The 17,218-nt window shown below is 72.0% G+C and carries 15 protein-coding genes; 12 read left to right on the forward strand and 3 right to left on the reverse strand.

The window, feature by feature from the left end; genetic code table 11:
• Positions 1 to 88: 88 nt before the first annotated feature.
• Entirely contained in the window at positions 89 to 1,237 is a 1,149-nt protein-coding gene (locus RI138_RS24750; protein WP_311121671.1) for a PucR family transcriptional regulator, read from the reverse strand.
• A 212-nt stretch (positions 1,238 to 1,449) separates the two neighbouring features.
• Here RI138_RS24750 and RI138_RS24755 point away from each other — a divergent pair, with 212 nt between their 5' ends.
• Entirely contained in the window at positions 1,450 to 2,376 is a 927-nt protein-coding gene (locus RI138_RS24755) for a proline dehydrogenase family protein (protein WP_311121672.1), read from the forward strand.
• A gap of 79 nt (positions 2,377 to 2,455) precedes the next feature.
• A complete protein-coding gene (pruA, locus tag RI138_RS24760; RefSeq protein ID WP_096626696.1) occupies positions 2,456 to 4,087 on the forward strand; it encodes an L-glutamate gamma-semialdehyde dehydrogenase in 1,632 nt (543 codons plus the stop codon).
• Between the two features lie 147 nt (positions 4,088 to 4,234).
• Here the strand turns inward: pruA and RI138_RS24765 are convergent, their stop codons facing one another.
• Complete coding sequence (locus tag RI138_RS24765) at positions 4,235 to 4,945, reverse strand: nitroreductase family protein (protein ID WP_311121673.1); 711 nt, start codon at positions 4,943 to 4,945, stop codon at positions 4,235 to 4,237.
• A gap of 224 nt (positions 4,946 to 5,169) precedes the next feature.
• Between RI138_RS24765 and RI138_RS24770 the strand changes: the two genes are divergently transcribed.
• Positions 5,170 to 6,243, forward strand: a complete 1,074-nt coding sequence (locus RI138_RS24770; protein WP_311121674.1) for a S1 family peptidase — start codon at positions 5,170 to 5,172, stop codon at positions 6,241 to 6,243.
• Between the two features lie 115 nt (positions 6,244 to 6,358).
• Positions 6,359 to 6,994, forward strand: a complete 636-nt coding sequence (locus RI138_RS24775; RefSeq protein ID WP_311121675.1) for a GNAT family N-acetyltransferase — start codon at positions 6,359 to 6,361, stop codon at positions 6,992 to 6,994.
• Between the two features lie 54 nt (positions 6,995 to 7,048).
• On the opposite strand, the gene RI138_RS24780 is transcribed toward RI138_RS24775, so the two are convergent.
• On the reverse strand, positions 7,049 to 8,059 hold the full coding sequence (locus RI138_RS24780) for an NADP-dependent oxidoreductase (RefSeq protein WP_311121676.1): 1,011 nt from the start codon (positions 8,057 to 8,059) through the stop codon (positions 7,049 to 7,051).
• Positions 8,060 to 8,206: 147 nt separating this feature from the next.
• On the opposite strand from RI138_RS24780, the gene RI138_RS24785 reads away from it, so the two are divergent.
• From RI138_RS24785 to RI138_RS24820, 8 genes are all read left to right on the forward strand, one after another.
• Entirely contained in the window at positions 8,207 to 9,124 is a 918-nt protein-coding gene (locus tag RI138_RS24785) for a LysR family transcriptional regulator (RefSeq protein WP_311121677.1), read from the forward strand.
• Positions 9,125 to 9,407: 283 nt separating this feature from the next.
• Positions 9,408 to 9,536 (forward strand): hypothetical protein, encoded by a 129-nt coding sequence (locus tag RI138_RS24790; RefSeq protein ID WP_096626700.1) that lies wholly within the window; start codon positions 9,408 to 9,410, stop codon positions 9,534 to 9,536.
• Positions 9,537 to 9,690: 154 nt separating this feature from the next.
• Positions 9,691 to 10,734: a 3-isopropylmalate dehydrogenase gene (locus RI138_RS24795; RefSeq protein WP_311121678.1), complete on the forward strand. Its 1,044-nt coding sequence runs from the start codon at positions 9,691 to 9,693 to the stop codon at positions 10,732 to 10,734.
• A 256-nt stretch (positions 10,735 to 10,990) separates the two neighbouring features.
• Positions 10,991 to 12,094, forward strand: coding sequence for a branched-chain amino acid aminotransferase (locus RI138_RS24800; protein ID WP_311121679.1), 1,104 nt, complete (start codon positions 10,991 to 10,993; stop codon positions 12,092 to 12,094).
• A 161-nt stretch (positions 12,095 to 12,255) separates the two neighbouring features.
• Entirely contained in the window at positions 12,256 to 13,293 is a 1,038-nt protein-coding gene (locus tag RI138_RS24805; RefSeq protein ID WP_311121680.1) for an agmatine deiminase family protein, read from the forward strand.
• A gap of 101 nt (positions 13,294 to 13,394) precedes the next feature.
• Complete coding sequence (locus RI138_RS24810; protein ID WP_311121681.1) at positions 13,395 to 14,009, forward strand: TetR/AcrR family transcriptional regulator; 615 nt, start codon at positions 13,395 to 13,397, stop codon at positions 14,007 to 14,009.
• 313 nt (positions 14,010 to 14,322) lie between these two features.
• On the forward strand, positions 14,323 to 15,930 hold the full coding sequence (cimA, locus tag RI138_RS24815; RefSeq protein WP_311121682.1) for a citramalate synthase: 1,608 nt from the start codon (positions 14,323 to 14,325) through the stop codon (positions 15,928 to 15,930).
• A gap of 288 nt (positions 15,931 to 16,218) precedes the next feature.
• Positions 16,219 to 17,193, forward strand: coding sequence for a LacI family DNA-binding transcriptional regulator (locus RI138_RS24820; protein WP_311121683.1), 975 nt, complete (start codon positions 16,219 to 16,221; stop codon positions 17,191 to 17,193).
• Positions 17,194 to 17,218: the final 25 nt, after the last annotated feature.

Below are 17,218 nucleotides of genomic sequence, written 5' to 3' on the forward strand. Positions count from 1 at the left end.
GGGCGGCGCGGCAGCCGAAGGCGAGCCGCCCCGCCTCGGCCCCGCGCCGTCCGTCGCAGGCCGATGTCACGGGCCCCGGTGCAGCGGACTACAGCCGCGCCCGCTTCACCGCCATGTGCAGCAGCAGCCGGTCCTCGCCCTCGTTGAGGTCGAGGCCGGTGATCTGCTGGATGCGGGAGAGCCGGTAGTAGAGCGTCTGGCGGTGGATGCCCAGGGCGGCGGCCGTCCGGCTCGCCTGACCCGCGCAGTCCAGGAACACCTCCGCCGTGTGCGCCAGCTCCCGGTGCGGCGGGGTCAGCAGCGAGGCGACCGCCGGGTCCCCGGCGTCCGTGCCGGTGCCCGGGAGCGCGGTCAGCAGGCGGTACGGGCCGATCGCCGACCACCGGGCGACCGGGCCGAGACGGGTCTCCGCCCGGGCCGCGCGGGCCGCCGCCACCGCCTCCCGCCACGAGACCGTCAGCTCGTCCAGCCCTCGGCGGGGGCCGGCGATCCCCCCGGTGGCCGCCGGGGGGCCACTCGCGCGCAACCGGTCCGCCGCGTTCAGGGCCGGGTCCAGGCGGTCCGCCGAGCGCAGCCGGATCAGTGCCGCCAGCGCCGCGGGCCCGGCGGCCCCGGGCGCGGCGACCGTCGCCAGCGCGGCCGCCGAGGCCACGCCCCGTACCGAAGGCGTGTCGTCCGTCCACGGGGTCACGCACACCACCGCGTGCAGCCCCTCCGCGTCCCGCCCCAGCGCCTCGCCCAGCGCGGCGACAGCGCTGTCGTGCTGCCGCCCCGGCCCGGCGGTCAGGACAGCGCCCAACTCCCGCGAGAGGTCGGCACCCGCCCGCGCCTCGTCGGCGAGCAGCGCCCCGATCCGGGCGGTGACCTCCATCGCGGCGGCCAGCCGTTCGTCGGCAGGCCCCGGGTCGGTGTCGAGCAGCCAGACGTAACCGAGGACGACACCCCGATGGCGTACCGGAAGGCAGATGCGGTCCCGGAACACCCCGGCCTCGGGGGCGGCGGGGATGCGGACGGGGCCGGTGGCCCGGGTGATGCCGAAGCCCTCGAACCAGGCGCGGACGGCGGGGGTGGAGCGGCGGGTCAGGATCGAGCGGGTGCGGACCGGGTCCATCGCCGTGTCGTCGTCGCTGTCGTGGGCCCCGAAGGCGACCAGTCCGAAGTCCCGGTTCTCCAGGGTGGCCGGGGCGCCGAGGAGGGCGGAGATCTCGTCGACCAGTTCCTGGTAATCGCCTGTCACCCGGCCATTCTCGCACCCCCTCCCGGCCATCTTCAGACAGATGTCTGAGATGGCGGCCACGGATGCGTGACAGGTGTCGATGGCACAGGGCCGACGGGGTGCCTAGATTTCACGGTGGTTATCCGTGCCGTACCAGTGTGTTCATGTCTGTACACCTACGTTCATGTACGTACCGTTACGGCCCTTCGTTCGTTCATCCGTGGAGGTACCCCGTGCTGGGTCCCGTGATTCTCGCCGCATCGCGCAGCGACAAGATGCGCCGGTTCGTCTCGGCCGCGCCCGGCACCAAGCAGGTCGTCGACCGCTTCATCGCCGGGGAGACCGTCGACCAGGTCGTGCCGATCGTCGTGGACGCCGCGGACAAGGGCCTGGAGGTCACGCTCGACGTCGTCGGTGAGGACATCACCACCCCCGGGCAGGCCGAGGCCGCGCGCGACGCGTACCTGGAGCTCATCGAGCGTCTGAAGGCCCTGGACCTGGGCCCCCGCGCCGAGATGTCCGTCAAGCTGTCGATGTTCGGCCAGGCGCTGGAGAACGGCCACGAGCTCGCCCTCGCCAATGTGCGCCCCGTCGTCGAGGCGGCGGCCGCCATCGGCACCACGGTCACCCTGGACGCCGAGGACCACACCACCCTCGACTCGATGTTCGCCATCCACGAGGAGCTGCGGAAGGACTTCCCGCAGACCGGATGCGTCATCCAGTCCTACCTGTTCCGCACCGAGGACGACGCCCGTCGGCTCGCCGCCGCGGGCAGCCGCGTACGCATCGTGAAGGGCGCCTACAAGGAGCCCGCCTCCGTCGCGTACCAGGACAAGGCCGAGATCGACAAGGCGTACGTCCGTATCACCAGGATCCTGATGGAGGGCGAGGGCTACCCGATGATCGGGTCCCACGATCCCCGTCTCATCGCCATCGCCCAGGAGCTGGGCCGCCAGGCGGGGCGCAAACTGGATGAGTACGAGTTCCAGATGCTGTACGGCATCCGCAGCGACGAGCACATCCGGCTCGCGGCCGAGGGCCACCGGATGCGCGTCTACACGGCGTACGGCACCGACTGGTACGGATACTTCATGCGACGCCTCGCGGAGAAGCCGGCCAACCTGCTGTTCTTCGCCCGTTCGGTCCTCACCAAGGGCTGAGCACCCGGCCCCGACCCCGGGCTGAACCGGCCACGGCCGACACACCCATCCCCGCCGACACCAAGGAGACAAGGCAACCATGGACGCCGTCACCCAGGTCCCCGCGCCGGTCAACGAGCCGGTCCACTCCTACGCCCCGGGTTCCCCGGAGCGCGCCCGCCTGGAGGTGAAGCTCAAGGAGCTCGCCGACAATCCGATCGACCTGCCGATGACCATCGGCGGCGAGAAGCGGATGGGCGGCGGCGAGCGTGTGAACGTCGTACAGCCGCACAACCACAAGGCCGTCATCGGCACCTTCGCGGGCGCCACCGAGCAGGACGCGCAGGACGCCATCGACGCGGCCCTCGCCGCCGCTCCGGCCTGGCGCGCGATGTCCTTCGACGACCGCGCGGCGATCATCCTGCGCGCCGCCGAGCTGCTGTCGGGCCCCTGGCGCGAGACGCTGGCCGCCTCCACGATGCTCGGCCAGTCCAAGACCGCCCAGCAGGCCGAGATCGACACCCCCTGCGAGCTGATCGACTTCTGGCGCTTCAACGTGCACTACGCGCGCCAGATCCTCGCCGAGCAGCCCCCGGCGAACTCCCCGGGCGTGTGGAACCGCATGGACCACCGCCCGCTGGAGGGCTTCGTCTACGCGATCACGCCGTTCAACTTCACGGCCATCGCGGGCAACCTCCCCACCGCCCCCGCCCTCATGGGCAACGTCGTGGTGTGGAAGCCGTCCCCGACCCAGACCCACGCCGCCGTGCTGCTGATGCAGCTCCTGGAGGAGGCCGGTCTGCCCAAGGGCGTCATCAACCTGGTCACCGGCGACGGCAAGGCCGTCTCCGAGGTGGCGCTGAACCACCGCGACCTGGCCGGTATCCACTTCACCGGCTCGACCCCCACCTTCCAGCACCTGTGGAAGACCGTCGGCAACAACATCGCCAACTACCGCACCTACCCGCGGCTCGTCGGCGAGACCGGCGGCAAGGACTTCGTCGTCGCGCACCCCAGCGCCGACCGCGCCGTCCTGAAGACCGCGCTGACCCGCGGCTCCTTCGAGTTCCAGGGCCAGAAGTGCTCGGCGTCCTCCCGGGCGTACGTCCCGGCCTCCATCTGGAACTCCGGTTTCAAGGAGGAGTTCGCGGCCGAGGTCGACTCCATCAAGATGGGTGACGTCACCGACCTGACGAACTTCATCGGAGCCGTCATCGACGAGCGCTCGTTCGCCAAGAACAAGGCCGCGATCGACCGCGCCAAGTCCGACCCGGCGTGCACGGTCGTCGCGGGCGGCACCTACGACGACTCGGTGGGCTACTTCGTCCGTCCGACCGTCATCGAGTGCTCCGACCCCGAGAACGAGGTCTTCACGACCGAGTACTTCGGCCCGATCCTCGCGATCCACGTCTACGAGGACGAGAAGTACGACGCCATGCTGGAGCAGATGGAGTCGGTGTCCGACTACGCGCTGACCGGCTCGGTCATCGCGGGCGACCGCGCGGCCGCCGCGTACACGATGGACAAGCTCCGCTACGCCGCGGGCAACTTCTACATCAACGACAAGTCGACCGGCGCCGTCGTCGGCCAGCAGCCCTTCGGCGGCGGCCGTGCCTCCGGCACCAACGACAAGGCGGGCGCCCCGCAGAACCTCCAGCGCTGGACTCTGACCCGGGCCATCAAGGAGACGCTGGTCCCGCCGACCGACTACACCTACCCCCACCAGGGCTGACGCCCTCCCGGGGCGCCGCAGCACGCCGCCCCGGGCCCCAGGGGCTCTCCGCCGCGGGAGAGCCCTTCCTGAGCACCGCCCCCCGACCGGTCCCCCTACCGGCCGGGGGGCGGTTTCCATGGCGGGGCCTTTCTGCGAGGCGGCCCGTCAGATCTCCACCAGCACCTGATCCAGCGACTTGCGTACCAGGTCGGGGACCTCGCAGTCGTCCGCGGGATGGCCGACGGGGATCACGGCGAACGCCTTCTCGTTCTCGGGCCGGCCCAGCACCTCGCCGAGGAAGCGCATCGGGCTCGGGGTGTGGATCAGCGCGGCGAGCCCGGACAGATGCAGGGCGGTGAGCAGCATGCCCACCGCGATCCCGACCGACTCGTCGACGTAGTAGTGCTTGCGCTTGGTGCCGTCCTCGCCCAGCCAGTAGCGCTGCTGGAAGACCACGATCAGGGCGGGCGCGTCCGTCATATGGGCCTTGACCTCGTCGGTGCCCAGCGGGCGCAGGGCGGCGAGCCACTCCTCGCCGAGCCGCCCGTCGTAGCTCAGCTTCTCCTCGTGCTCGGCGGCCTCCCGGATGTGGCGGCGTACCTCCGGGTCCTTGACCAGGACGAAGGTCCACGGCTGCTGGTGGGCGCCCGAGGGGGCGGTGGCCGCGCAGGCGATGGCGTCGCGCAGCACCTGCTCGGGGACGGGGTCGGGGGAGAAGGCGCGGACGGTCCTGCGCTCGTCCATCCGGCGGCGCAGCCGGGCGGCATGGGCCAGGGATGTCCCCGGGGCGATCCGTTCGGGGCGGTAGGGCGTGGGGCGGTACGGGTCGCCATGGGTGGGCGACCACTGCTGAGGTGCGGGTGTCGTGTCGGACATGGGCGCAGTGTGCGCGGTGGCGGAGGCCGGGGGAAGCGGTGCTTCGGACAGGACGGGAGCGGGTCCCGGTCAGTGTCCGATGACCGGGACCGACCGTCCGCCGATGCCCCTGGGGTGCGCGGCCTTGGATGCCCCCGGGGCACGCACCCTTGTGGTTAGGTAATGAACATGTCAAATTCCTTTTCGGTACGTCCCCACACGTCACCCGAGAAGGAGTCCCCCCCATGAGACGCAACTCCCGCGCGCGCCTCGGCGTTTCCCTGCTGCTCGTCGCCGGCGCCCTCGGCCTCGGCGCGGCTCCCTCCGCCTCCGCCGCCGACCCGTCCGCCTCCGCCGCCCCCTCGGCGATCCCCGCCCCGTCCGCGTACGCGCTCGACGCCAAGGTCGAACGCGTGCTCGGTGCCGACACCGCGGGAAGCTACCTCGACCGCAGGACCGGCGACCTGGTCGTCACCGTCACCACCGACCGGGCCGAGGAGCAGGCCCGCGCCGCCGGGGCCACCGTCCGCCGGGTGACCCGCAGCGCCGCCGAACTCCGGTCGGCCATGGACACCCTGGAGGCCGAGGCGAAGATCACCGGCACCTCCTGGGGCGTCGACCCGCGCACCAACCAGGTCGTGGTCGAGGCCGACTCCTCCGTCTCCGCCCGCGACATGGCCCGCCTGGAGGCCGTCGCCGAACGACTCGGCGGCGCGGCCGCCATCAAGCGCGTCCCCGGCGAATTCCGCCGCGAGGTGCTGGGCGGCGGCGCGATCCACGGCGGCGGCAGCCGCTGCTCGGCGGCCTTCAACGTCACCAAGGGCGGGGCCCGCTACTTCGTGACCGCCGGACACTGCACCAACATCTCCGCCAACTGGTCGGCCCGCTCCGGCGGTCCGGTCATCGGCGTCCGGGAGGGCAGCAGCTTCCCGACCAACGACTACGGCATCGTCCGCTACACCGACGGCTCGTCGCCCGCCGGAACCGTCGACCTCTACAACGGCTCCACCCAGGACATCACCTCCGCGGGCAACGCCGTCGTCGGCCAGGCGATCCGGAAGAGCGGGTCCACGACCAAGGTGACCTCCGGAACGGTCACCGCCGTCAACGTCACCGTCAACTACAGCGACGGGCCCGTCTACAACATGGTCCGCACCACCGCCTGCTCGGCCGGAGGGGACAGCGGCGGCGCGCACTTCGCCGGATCCGTCGCCCTCGGCATCCACTCCGGCAGCTCCGGCTGCTCGGGCACCAACGGCTCGGCCATCCACCAGCCGGTGACCGAGGCGCTGTCCGCGTACGGCGTCACGGTGTACTGATCCGCCACCGGTTCCCCGCTCCACGGTCCGCCCGGACCGGCACGCGCCGGGTCCGGGCGGGCTACCGGTCTTTCTCACGTGCGGACCGGACCGCCCGCGCGCGAGGATGGGCGGCATGACCGAGCCCGCCCCCGCCGTCCCCAGGTCGGATGCCGTCCTCAGGCCGGACGCTGCCGCCACGCCGGACACCGCCCCCAGGCCGGGCGCCGCCCCCGCCGTGCGTACCGTCCACACCTTCGAGCTGACCGCCGCCGAGCGCGCGAAGATCCGCGCCCTGCTCGACACCGCCTTCGACGGCGACTTCGCGGACCAGGACTGGGAGCACGCACTCGGCGGCATCCACGCCCTGATCCACGACGAGGACGGCCTCCTGGTCGCCCACGGCGCCGTAGTCCAGCGCCGCGTCCTGCACGCGAACCGCTCCTACCGCGTCGGATACGTCGAAGCCGTCGCCGTCCGAGCCGGCCACCGCCGGGGCGGCCTCGGCCACCGGGTGATGGCCGCGTTGGAACACGTCATCGACACGGCCCACGACTTCGGGGCCCTGTCCGCCTCCGACGCGGGCGCCGCCCTGTACGCGGCACGTGGCTGGCAGGTGTGGCCGGGCCGCCTCACCGCCCTCGGCCCGGACGGCCCGGTCCCGCTCCCCGAGGAGGAGGGAAGCACGTACGTACGCCCCGCGGCCGGACGCCCACTGCCAGCCCCCGCCCACCCGCTCGCCTTCGACTGGCGGGAGGGCGACCTGCTGTGACGGCCTCCTGTGACGGCGATCCGCTGTGACCGGGGAGGGGCGCGCCCGACGCGCTCAGTCGGCGATCCGGATCAGCATCTTCCCGGTGTTCTCGCCCCGCAGCATCCCGAGGAACCCGTCCACAGTCCGCTCGAACCCCTCCACCACGGTGACGTCCGGCACGACCAGCCCGCTCCGCAGATGCGGCACCAGAAGGGCGTCCAACTCCTGCTGCACGTCGTAGTGGTTGCGGACCATCACCCCTTCCAGGCGCAGGCTCTTGCCCACGATGTCGAACAGGTTGCGCGGGGCGGCGGGCGGCTCGTGCGCCGAGTGGTACTGGGAGATCGCACCCACCCACGCGATCCGGCCGTGCTCGCGGAGCACCGAGATCGCGCCCTCCAGATGGTCCCCGCCGACGTTGTCGACGTACGCGTCGATGCCGTCGGGCGCCGCCTTCGCCAGCAGCTCGCCGACCGGTCCTTCGTGGTAGTCGAAGGCCGCGTCGAAGCCGAGCTCCCCGGTCAGCCGGGCCACCTTCGCGGGCGACCCGGCGCTGCCGATCAGGCGCCCCGCGCCGAGCAGCCGGGCCATCCGCCCCACCGCCGTGCCGACCCCGCCCGCGGCCGCGGAGACGAACAGGTCCTGGCCCGGCCGGAACTCCAGGGTGCGGGTGAGCGCCACATACGCGGTGAGCCCGGTGCCGCCGAGCAGTGAGAGGTGGGCGGTGAGCGGGACCCCTTCGTACGCCGGGACCTTGCGCACCCCGGCCGTGCCGAGGGAGACCAGCGCATGGGTCCGCCAGCCCTCGCGGTGCAGGACGAGATCGCCCTCCGCCAGCCCCGGGTCGCGCGAGGCCGTCACCCGGCCCAGCGCCCGCCCCTCCAGCGGCACGCCCAGCTCCCAGCCGCCGTCCATCTCCTCCCGGTGGTAGGGGTCCACCGACAGATACAGGTTCTCCACCAGCGCTGTGCCGGGGGCCGGCTCCGGTGCGGGGGAGGTGTCGGCGGCGAAGAGGTCGGGCGTGGGGAAGCCGTCCGGGCGGGCGGTCAGCCGGAAGGTGCGGGCGGTGCGCTGTGTCGTCATGCCGCTGACGGTAGAAGGGGCCGGGAGTGTTCTGGCAGGGGGTGGCGTCGATGGAAGAATCGTTTCCATGAACAGCTCTCATAAGCAGAGGTCACGGGCGTTCGGGCGGAGGTCTCGGGCGTTGCGCGGCGGGTGGTGCGGGTCGCGATGACGGACCTCGCCCCGCGTGAACTCCGCGTCATCGTCGCCGTGGCCGAGGGCCGCGGGTTCTCCACCGCCGCCCAGGCCCTCGGCATGACCCAGTCCGCCGTGTCCCACTCCGTACGCACCAGCGAGCGCAAGATCGGCGCCGTGCTGTTCGACCGGGGCCGCCTCGGCGCGACCCCCACCCCTGCCGGGGCGGCGGTCGCCGGCCACGCCCGGCGCGTCCTGCGGCTGCTCGACGTGCTGGGTGCCGAGGCCCGGGGGATCGCGGCGGGGCCCGGCTCCGCGGACACGGTGAGCGGACCGCTGCGGATCGCCGCGTTCCGCAGCGCCGCCCTGTATCTGCTGCCGCCCGCACTGGAACGCCTCACCGCCCGCCATCCGGGCATCGAGCCGGTGGTGCGGATGGTCCGCGAGCTGGGCCCGGGCACGGCGGGCGAGGTGCTGGACGGGCGGGCCGACGTGGCGGTCGCGACGCTCGGGACCACCTCTCCCCTGCCGCCCGGGCTGGTGGGCGGAGTGCTGCTGGAGGAGGAGTACGCCCTGGTGCACCCCGCCGGGCACGCCGCGCCCCGGAGCCTGCCGTTGGTCGACTGGGCCGAGAACTGCACCTCGTACACCCGCGACTGGTGGGCGGCCCAGGAGTGGATCCCCCGGGCGACCGTGGAGGCCGAGGACGACGGAGCGGTGCTCTCGATGGTGTCCCGCGGTCTCGGCATGGCGATCATGCCCGCTCTGTCCCTGCGCGGCGCACCCGACGGCATGGACATCACCGCTCTCGGACCCGACCGGCCCACGCGCTCGATCGGCTACGTCACCACGCCTGAGCAGGCGCGATCCCTCGCCGTACGCGCGCTGATCCGGGAACTGCGGGCGGAGCGCGGAGTGGAGGCCGTCTCAGATAGTAGGAAGTCCGACTAACTGTGGAGACAGAGCGGCTCGGCTGTCCTAGCTTGGTAGGAGCCGAACGAATCGCTCGATCGAGCGACTGCGGCGGTCGCGGGCGCACGCCCCGAAGCAGGTAACCCCTGCGGCGTACGCTCCCCGCCCCTTCCGGCGCCTCGAAATCCGATCCCGGCCCGGCCCCGGCACCGCACCGCCCCGCAATGCCCCGCACGGCGCTGTCCTGCACGGCACTGCATCGCGATGCGCCTGCCCGCCCGCCCCTCCCGGCATCCATGCGATCTCAAGGAGTCGATCCATCATGGCCAACACCACCACCCGCCGCGTCCGCCGCAGCTCCCGTCCGGCCGAGGCCGAGCGCAAGAACGCCGCCGCCGCCCTCCAGCGCGCCCTCGACCGCCGCGACAACGGTGGCGAGACCGGCCACTGAGCCACCGGCCCACTGAGTCACCGGCCCACCGCCTGCGGCCCCGGAGTCGCAGGCGCACCGCCCGCGCGCACCGTCCCCACCCCGAACACCCTTGCCGCGTCCGTATGGTGGACATCGGATGTCATGGGGTGGGACGCACCGTTAGGCTTCCCGCATGTCTCGCAGCATCGATCTCGCAGTGATCCCCGGTGACGGAATCGGCCAGGAAGTTGTGGCCCAGGGCCTCAAAGTCCTCAACGCTGTCCTCCCGCAGGATGTGAAGCTGGAGACCAAGGAGTACGACCTTGGCGCCCAGCGCTGGCACCGCACCGGCGACACCCTCCCGGACGCGGAGCTGGAGGCGCTCAAGAACCACGACGCCATCCTCCTCGGCGCGATCGGCGACCCGTCCGTGCCGTCCGGCGTCCTGGAGCGCGGGCTGCTGCTGAAGCTGCGTTTCGCCTTCGACCACTTCATCAACCTGCGGCCCTCCAAGCTCTTCCCGAACACCGCGACCCCGCTCGCCGGCCGCCCCGACATCGACTTCGTCGTCGTCCGCGAGGGCACCGAGGGCCCGTACACCGGTAACGGCGGCTCGCTGCGCACCGGCACGCCCGCCGAGGTCGCCACCGAGGTCAGCGTCAACACGGCGTACGGCGTCGAGCGCGTGGTCCGGGACGCCTTCGAGCGCGCGGCCGCCCGCCCGCGCAAGAAGCTGACGCTGGTCCACAAGAACAACGTCCTCGTCTACGCCGGCCACCTGTGGAAGAACACCTTCGACCGGGTCGCCGCCGAGTACCCGCAGGTCAGCACCGACTATCTGCACGTCGACGCCGCGACGATCTTCTTCGTCACCCAGCCGGAGCGCTTCGACGTCATCGTCACCGACAACCTCTTCGGCGACATCCTCACCGACCTCGCCGCCGCCGTGACCGGCGGTATCGGCCTGGCCGCCTCCGGCAACATCAACCCGACGGGCGCGTTCCCGTCGATGTTCGAGCCGGTCCACGGCTCCGCCCCCGACATCGCGGGGCAGGGCAAGGCCGACCCGACCGCCACGGTCCTCTCCGTCGCCCTCCTGCTGCGCCACCTCGGCTACGAGGCCGAGGCCGTACGCATCGAGGACGCCGTCTCCGCCGATCTCGCGGAGCGCGACGGGGCCGCCACGCGTACGACCGACGAGATCGGCGACGCCCTCGCGGTACGCGTAGCGAGCTGACCCGACGACTCCACTTCGAAGCCGCCGGGTCGCAACAGCGCCCGGCGGCTTCACCTGTGCGGCCACCGGGTGCCACCATCGACCCCTGGACCGCATTCACACCGTTTCGTGCACGGCCCCCCGCGAGTGATAATCGAACGCGGGGCCGTGGCTCGCGGTAAAGCTCGGACGTCCTAGGACCTGACCGAAAAGCGTCGGGCATGAACGGGCGTGGGCGCGGTCCATCACACACAAGACCGGTGAAGGACACGCACTCATGACGACGCCCACGATCGAGCTCAAGCCCTCCTCGAACCCGCTGTCCGACGCGGAGCGCGAGGCGATCCTGGCCAGCCCCGGATTCGGCCGGCACTTCACCGATCACATGGTGACGATCCGCTGGACCGAGGGCCGCGGCTGGCACGACGCCGAGCTGGTTCCGTACGGCCCGCTGTCGCTGGACCCGGCCAACATGACCCTGCACTACGCGCAGGAGATCTTCGAGGGCCTCAAGGCCTACCGCCAGCCCGACGGCTCGGTCGCCTCCTTCCGCCCCGACGCCAACGCCCGCCGCTTCCAGCGCTCGGCCGCCCGCCTGGCCATGCCCGAGCTGCCCGTCGAGACGTTCATCGCGGCCTGCGACGCGCTGGTGCAGCAGGACAAGGCGTGGGTCCCGGCGCACGGTGGCGAGGAGTCGCTCTACCTGCGCCCGTTCATGATCGCCACCGAGGTCGGCCTCGGCGTGAAGCCGGCCAACGAGTACCTCTTCCTGGTGATCGCCTCGCCCGCCGGCGCCTACTTCCCCGGCGGCGTGAAGCCCGTCTCCATCTGGCTCTCCGAGAACCGCGTCCGCGCAGTCCCGGGCGGCATGGGCGACGCCAAGACCGGCGGCAACTACGCGGCCTCCCTCCTCGCCCAGGCCGAGGCCGCCGAGCACGGCTGCGCCCAGGTCGCCTACCTCGACGCGGTCGAGCACAAGTGGGTCGAGGAGCTCGGCGGCATGAACCTGTACTTCGTGTACGAGCAGGAGGACGGCTCCAAGAAGATCGTCACGCCCGCCCTCACCGGCTCGCTCCTCGCGGGCGTCACCCGCGACTCCCTCCTCAAGGTCGCCCGCGACCTCGGTTACGGCTCCGAGGAGGGCCGGATCTCCATCGACCAGTGGCGCGAGGACACCGCGAACGGCACCCTCGTCGAGGTCTTCGCCTGCGGCACCGCCGCCGTCATCACCCCGGTCGGCCTGGTGAAGTCCGAGGGTGGCGAGTGGACCCAGAGCGGCGGCGAGCCCGGCGAGGTCACCATGAAGCTGCGGGAGCGTCTTCTCGACATCCAGCGCGGTGTCGTCGAGGACGCCCACGGCTGGATGCACCCGCTCGGCTAGGGGCTCCTCAGTCCAGGATCAGGCCGCACCGGGCTTCCCGCCGGTGCGGCCTTTCCGTCCCCGGAGATTAGAGTGCCACTCGAAAGGCCATGAGGAAACTTCCGTTCCAGCCTCGGCCGCCGTTAGAGTGGCACTCAAATAATCGAGTCCAGGAGCCCCCCATGGCAGTCACCCCGGCCCCCGCCCCCTTCCGCATGCCCCCCGAGTGGGCGCCCCACGAGCGCACCTGGATGGCCTGGCCGGGACCCAACCCCACCTTCGCCTCCGGCGCCGAGCTGGACGAGGCCCGCCACGCCTGGGCCGCCGTCGCCCGGGCCGTACGACGGTTCGAGCCCGTCACGATGGTCGTCGGGCCCGGGCAGGAGGAGGGCGCGGCGGCGCTCCTCGGGCCGGACGTGGAACTGGTCCTGCGGCCGCTCGACGACGCCTGGATGCGCGACATCGGGCCCACCTTCGTCACCGACGGCCGGGCGCTCGCCGCCGTCGACTGGAAGTTCAACGGCTGGGGCGCCCAGGGCTGGGCCCGCTGGGAGAGCGACCAGCACATCGCCCGGGCCGTCGCCGAGCTGACCGGTGTCCCCGCGCACAGCTCCCCGCTCGTCAACGAGGGCGGCGCGATCCACGTCGACGGCGAGGGCACCGTCCTGCTCACCGAGACCGTCCAGCTCGGCAAGGAGCGCAACCCCGAGTGGACCCGCGAGCAGGTCGAGGCGGAGATCCACGCCCGCCTCGGCACCGAGAAGGCCATCTGGCTGCCGCGCGGACTGACCGGTGACTACGGGACGTACGGCACGCTCGGCCATGTCGACATCGTCGCCGCCTTCGTCCGCCCGGGCACCGTCGTCGCCCACGTCCAGCCGGACCCGGCCCACCCCGACCACGAGGTCAGCCGGGAGCTCCTGGCCGTGCTGCGGGCCGCCACGGACGCCAGGGGGCGCCCGCTGGAGGTGGTCGAGGTGCCCGCGCCCACCGTGCTGCGCGACGAGGACGGGGAGTGGGTCGACTACTCCTACATCAACCACTACCTCTGCAACGACGGCGTGGTCCTCTGCGCCTTCGACGACCCGCGCGACGAGGAGGCGGCGGCGATCTTCCGGAGCCTGTTCCCAGACCGTACGGTGACCCTGGTCGATGCCCGTACGATCTTCGCCGGTGGTGGAGGCATCCACTGCATCACCCAGCAGCAGCCCAGGATCTGAACCCCTCAGCAGCCCAGGATCTGAACCCCCGCAGCAGCCAGGGATCTGACCCCGGCAGCAGCCCGGGATCTGAACCCGGACCCGTCCCGAAAGCCCCGCCCATGACCCCCGCCCCCCGCCGCACCCACCACGCCGCACCGCCCCGCGAGGACGTCCTCGCCGCCGCCATGGCCACCATCGCCGAGCGCGGGCTCGACGGGCTGACCATGGCGGGGCTCGGGCGCGAGGTCGGGATGAGCAGCGGGCACCTGCTCTACTACTTCCGCACCAAGGACGAGCTGCTGCTCCAGACCCTGGAGTGGAGCGAGAACCGCCTCGGGGCCGAGCGCCGTGCCCTCCTCGCCGGACCGGGGGCCGCCCGCGAGCGGCTGGACGCGTACATCGACCTCTACCTGCCCGCCGGGCACCGCGACCCCCACTGGACGCTCTGGCTGGAGGTCTGGGGCCGCTCGCAGAACGCGGACGACGAGGCCAGGGCCCGGCAGGCCGCCATCGAGGGGGCCTGGCACCGGGACCTGGTCGCGCTGCTCGCCGAGGGGGTCTCGCGCGGGGAGTTCCGGGCGGTGGACGCCGACCGGTTCGCCGCCCGGCTGCGGGCGCTGCTGGACGGTTTCAGCGTCCATGTGACGGTGGGGATTCCGGGGACGGGCCGGGAGCAGGTGCTCGCCCAGGCCGCGGAGTTCCTGGACGAGACGCTGACGGCGGGCGCCGCGTGAGAGGTGCGACGAGCGGGTCACGACCGCATCCTGAGACACCCCCGTCACGGGCGCGTCACTGTGCGAGACTTCTGCCGTGTCCTCGTTCGTCATGATTATTGGCAGCAGGCGCGCCGGTCCGCAGTGACCGTGCCGTACCACCCCGTACGGCACGGACATCGTGCCCCAGACCCGCGCGCAGACCTCTCGCACCCGCGAGGGGTTTTTTCGTTTTCCGGCCCGCACCCCGGGCCGGGGAGGAGCGCGCGGGATGATGGGGGCAAGTGGAGCCCGATCGTCCGGATCCACTCATCCGACAGGAGTCAGATTCAGCATGACCACCAAGGCCAACGCCACCGACGACAGTTTCCATGTCTTCGACACCACACTGCGCGACGGTGCTCAGCGTGAGGGCATCAACCTGACGGTCGCCGACAAGCTGACCATCGCCCGGCATCTGGACACCTTCGGGGTCGGCTACATCGAGGGCGGCTGGCCGGGGGCCAACCCGCGCGACACGGAGTTCTTCGCCCGCGCCCAGCAGGAGATCACGTTCGAGAACGCCCAGCTCGTGGCGTTCGGTGCGACCCGCAGGGCGGGCGGCAGCGCGGCCGACGACCCGCAGGTCAAGGCGCTTCTGAACTCCGGGGCCCCGGTGATCACGCTGGTCGCCAAGGCGCACGACCGCCATGTCGAGCTGGCCCTGCGCACCACGCTGGACGAGAACCTGGAGATGGTCCGCGACACCGTCTCCCACCTGCGCGAACAGGGCCGCCGCGTCTTCGTGGACTGCGAGCACTTCTTCGACGGCTACCGCGCCAACGCCTCGTACGCCAAGTCCGTGGTCCGTACCGCGCACGAGGCGGGCGCCGAGGTCGTCATCCTCTGCGACACCAACGGCGGCATGCTCCCCGCCCAGATCCAGGCCGTCGTCTCCACCGTCATCGCCGACACCGGCGCCCGGCTCGGCATCCACGCCCAGGACGACACCGGCTGCGCGGTCGCCAACACCCTGGCCGCCGTCGACGCGGGCGCCACCCACGTCCAGTGCACGGCCAACGGCTACGGCGAGCGCGTCGGCAACGCCAACCTCTTCCCGGTGGTCGCCGCCCTGGAGCTCAAGTACGGCATGAAGGTGCTGCCCGAGGGCGCCCTCGCCGAGATGACCCGGATCTCGCACGCCATCGCCGAGGTCGTCAACCTCACCCCCTCCACCCACCAGCCGTACGTGGGCGTCTCGGCCTTCGCTCACAAGGCCGGGCTGCACGCCTCCGCGATCAAGGTCGACCCCGACCTGTACCAGCACATCGACCCGGAGCTGGTCGGCAACACCATGCGGATGCTGGTCTCCGACATGGCGGGCCGCGCCTCCATCGAGCTGAAGGGCAAGGAGCTCGGCGTCGACCTCGGCGACGACCGCGCCCTGGTCGGCCGGGTCGTGGAGCGCGTCAAGGAACGCGAACTGAAGGGCTACACCTACGAGGCCGCCGACGCCTCCTTCGAGCTGCTGCTGCGCGGCGAGGTCGAGGGCCGGGCCCGGCGCTACTTCCGTACGGAGTCCTGGCGGGCCATCGTCGAGGACCGCCCCGACGGCACGCACGCCAACGAGGCCACCGTGAAGCTCTGGGCCAAGGGCGAGCGGATCGTCGCCACCGCCGAGGGCAACGGCCCGGTCAACGCCCTGGACCGGGCCCTGCGCGTCGCCCTGGAACGGATCTACCCGCAGCTCGCCAAGCTGGAGCTGATCGACTACAAGGTCCGCATCCTGGAGGGCCGCACCGGCACCGAGTCCACCACCCGGGTCCTGATCACCACGGGCGACGGCACGGGCGACTGGTCGACCGTGGGGGTCGCCGAGAACGTCATCGCCGCGTCCTGGCAGGCGCTGGAGGACGCGTACACCTACGGGCTGCTGCGCGCGGGCATCGAGCCCACGGAATAGCCCGGCCGTACCGCAGTATGCCGGAGCCGCCGCCCCGATCCCGGGGCGGCGGCTCTCTCGCGTTCAAAAGGTGAACACGCAACGCCTTCTGCCCGCCCGGCAGTTGAGACCTGCCCAATCTCGGTGTGAAGTATTGACGGCCCTGTATCGGCGCGGTTAACTCCAGCCGCAACGCCGGTACCGGTTCCGGAACCGGTACCGAACGCCTCGCCCGGCATGACCACCGCCCTGCACCTGCCCGTCCCTTTTGCCTGCCCTGCCGCCCTGCAAGGCCCTCTGGAGGACCAGATGCGCGTCACCATCGCCGATGTCGCCCGTGAGGCCGGCGTCAGCAAGACGACCGTGTCACGGGTCATCAACACCAAGGGTGAGGTGGACCGTTCCACGGCCGCCCGCGTTCGTGAAGTGATCGCACAGCTCGGCTATGTGCCCAGCTCCGGCGCCGTCGGTCTCGCCCGCGGCTCCAGCCGGACGGTCGGCATGCTGGTGCCCTCGCTGACCTGGCCGTGGATGGGGGAGCTGCTCCAGGGCGTCGTCGACACCGTCGAGGCCGCCGACTACGGGCTGCTGCTCTTCACCTGCAACCGCGGGGCCGAGTCCGTCCAGCGCTTCACCAGCCAGGTGTCCGCGCGCGCCTTCGACGGGCTCGTCGTCGTGGAGCCCGAGAACACCCTCGGCCACCTCACCGAACTGCACCGCGGCGGCCTGCCGATCGTGCTCATCGACGACCGCGGCCACCACCCCGAATTCCCCTCCGTCGTGACCACCAACCACGAGGGAGGCGCGTCCGCGGCCCGCCACCTGCGCGCCGCCGGACGCACCCGCCCCCTGGTCCTGACCGGCCCCCGGAACTTCGGCTGCGTACGGGACCGGCGAGACGGATTCCACTCCGTCCTGCCCACCGATCTCGTCGTCGAGGGAGACTTCACCGAACGCGGCGGCCGTCTTGCCGTCGAGGAACTCCTCGCGCGGGGTGCCGAGTTCGACTCGGTCTTCGCGCACAACGACATCAGCGCGGCAGGCGTGCTCCGCGCCCTGCGGGCGGCCGGGCGCCGGGTCCCGGACGACATCGCCGTCGTCGGCTTCGACGACATCCCGATGGCCGAACACACCGAACCGCCGCTGACCACCGTGCGCCAGCCCACCCGCCGGATGGGCGAGACGGCGGCCCGGATGCTGCTCTCCCGCCTCGGCGGCACGCCCGTACCCGACGGCCCGGCCGTGCTGCCCACCGAACTGGTCGTGCGCCACTCGGCGCCGTGAGCGACCCGGCCGCCCGGCCGCGCCC

The organism is Streptomyces durocortorensis (genome assembly GCF_031760065.1).
Classification (GTDB): Bacteria; Actinomycetota; Actinomycetes; order Streptomycetales; family Streptomycetaceae; genus Streptomyces.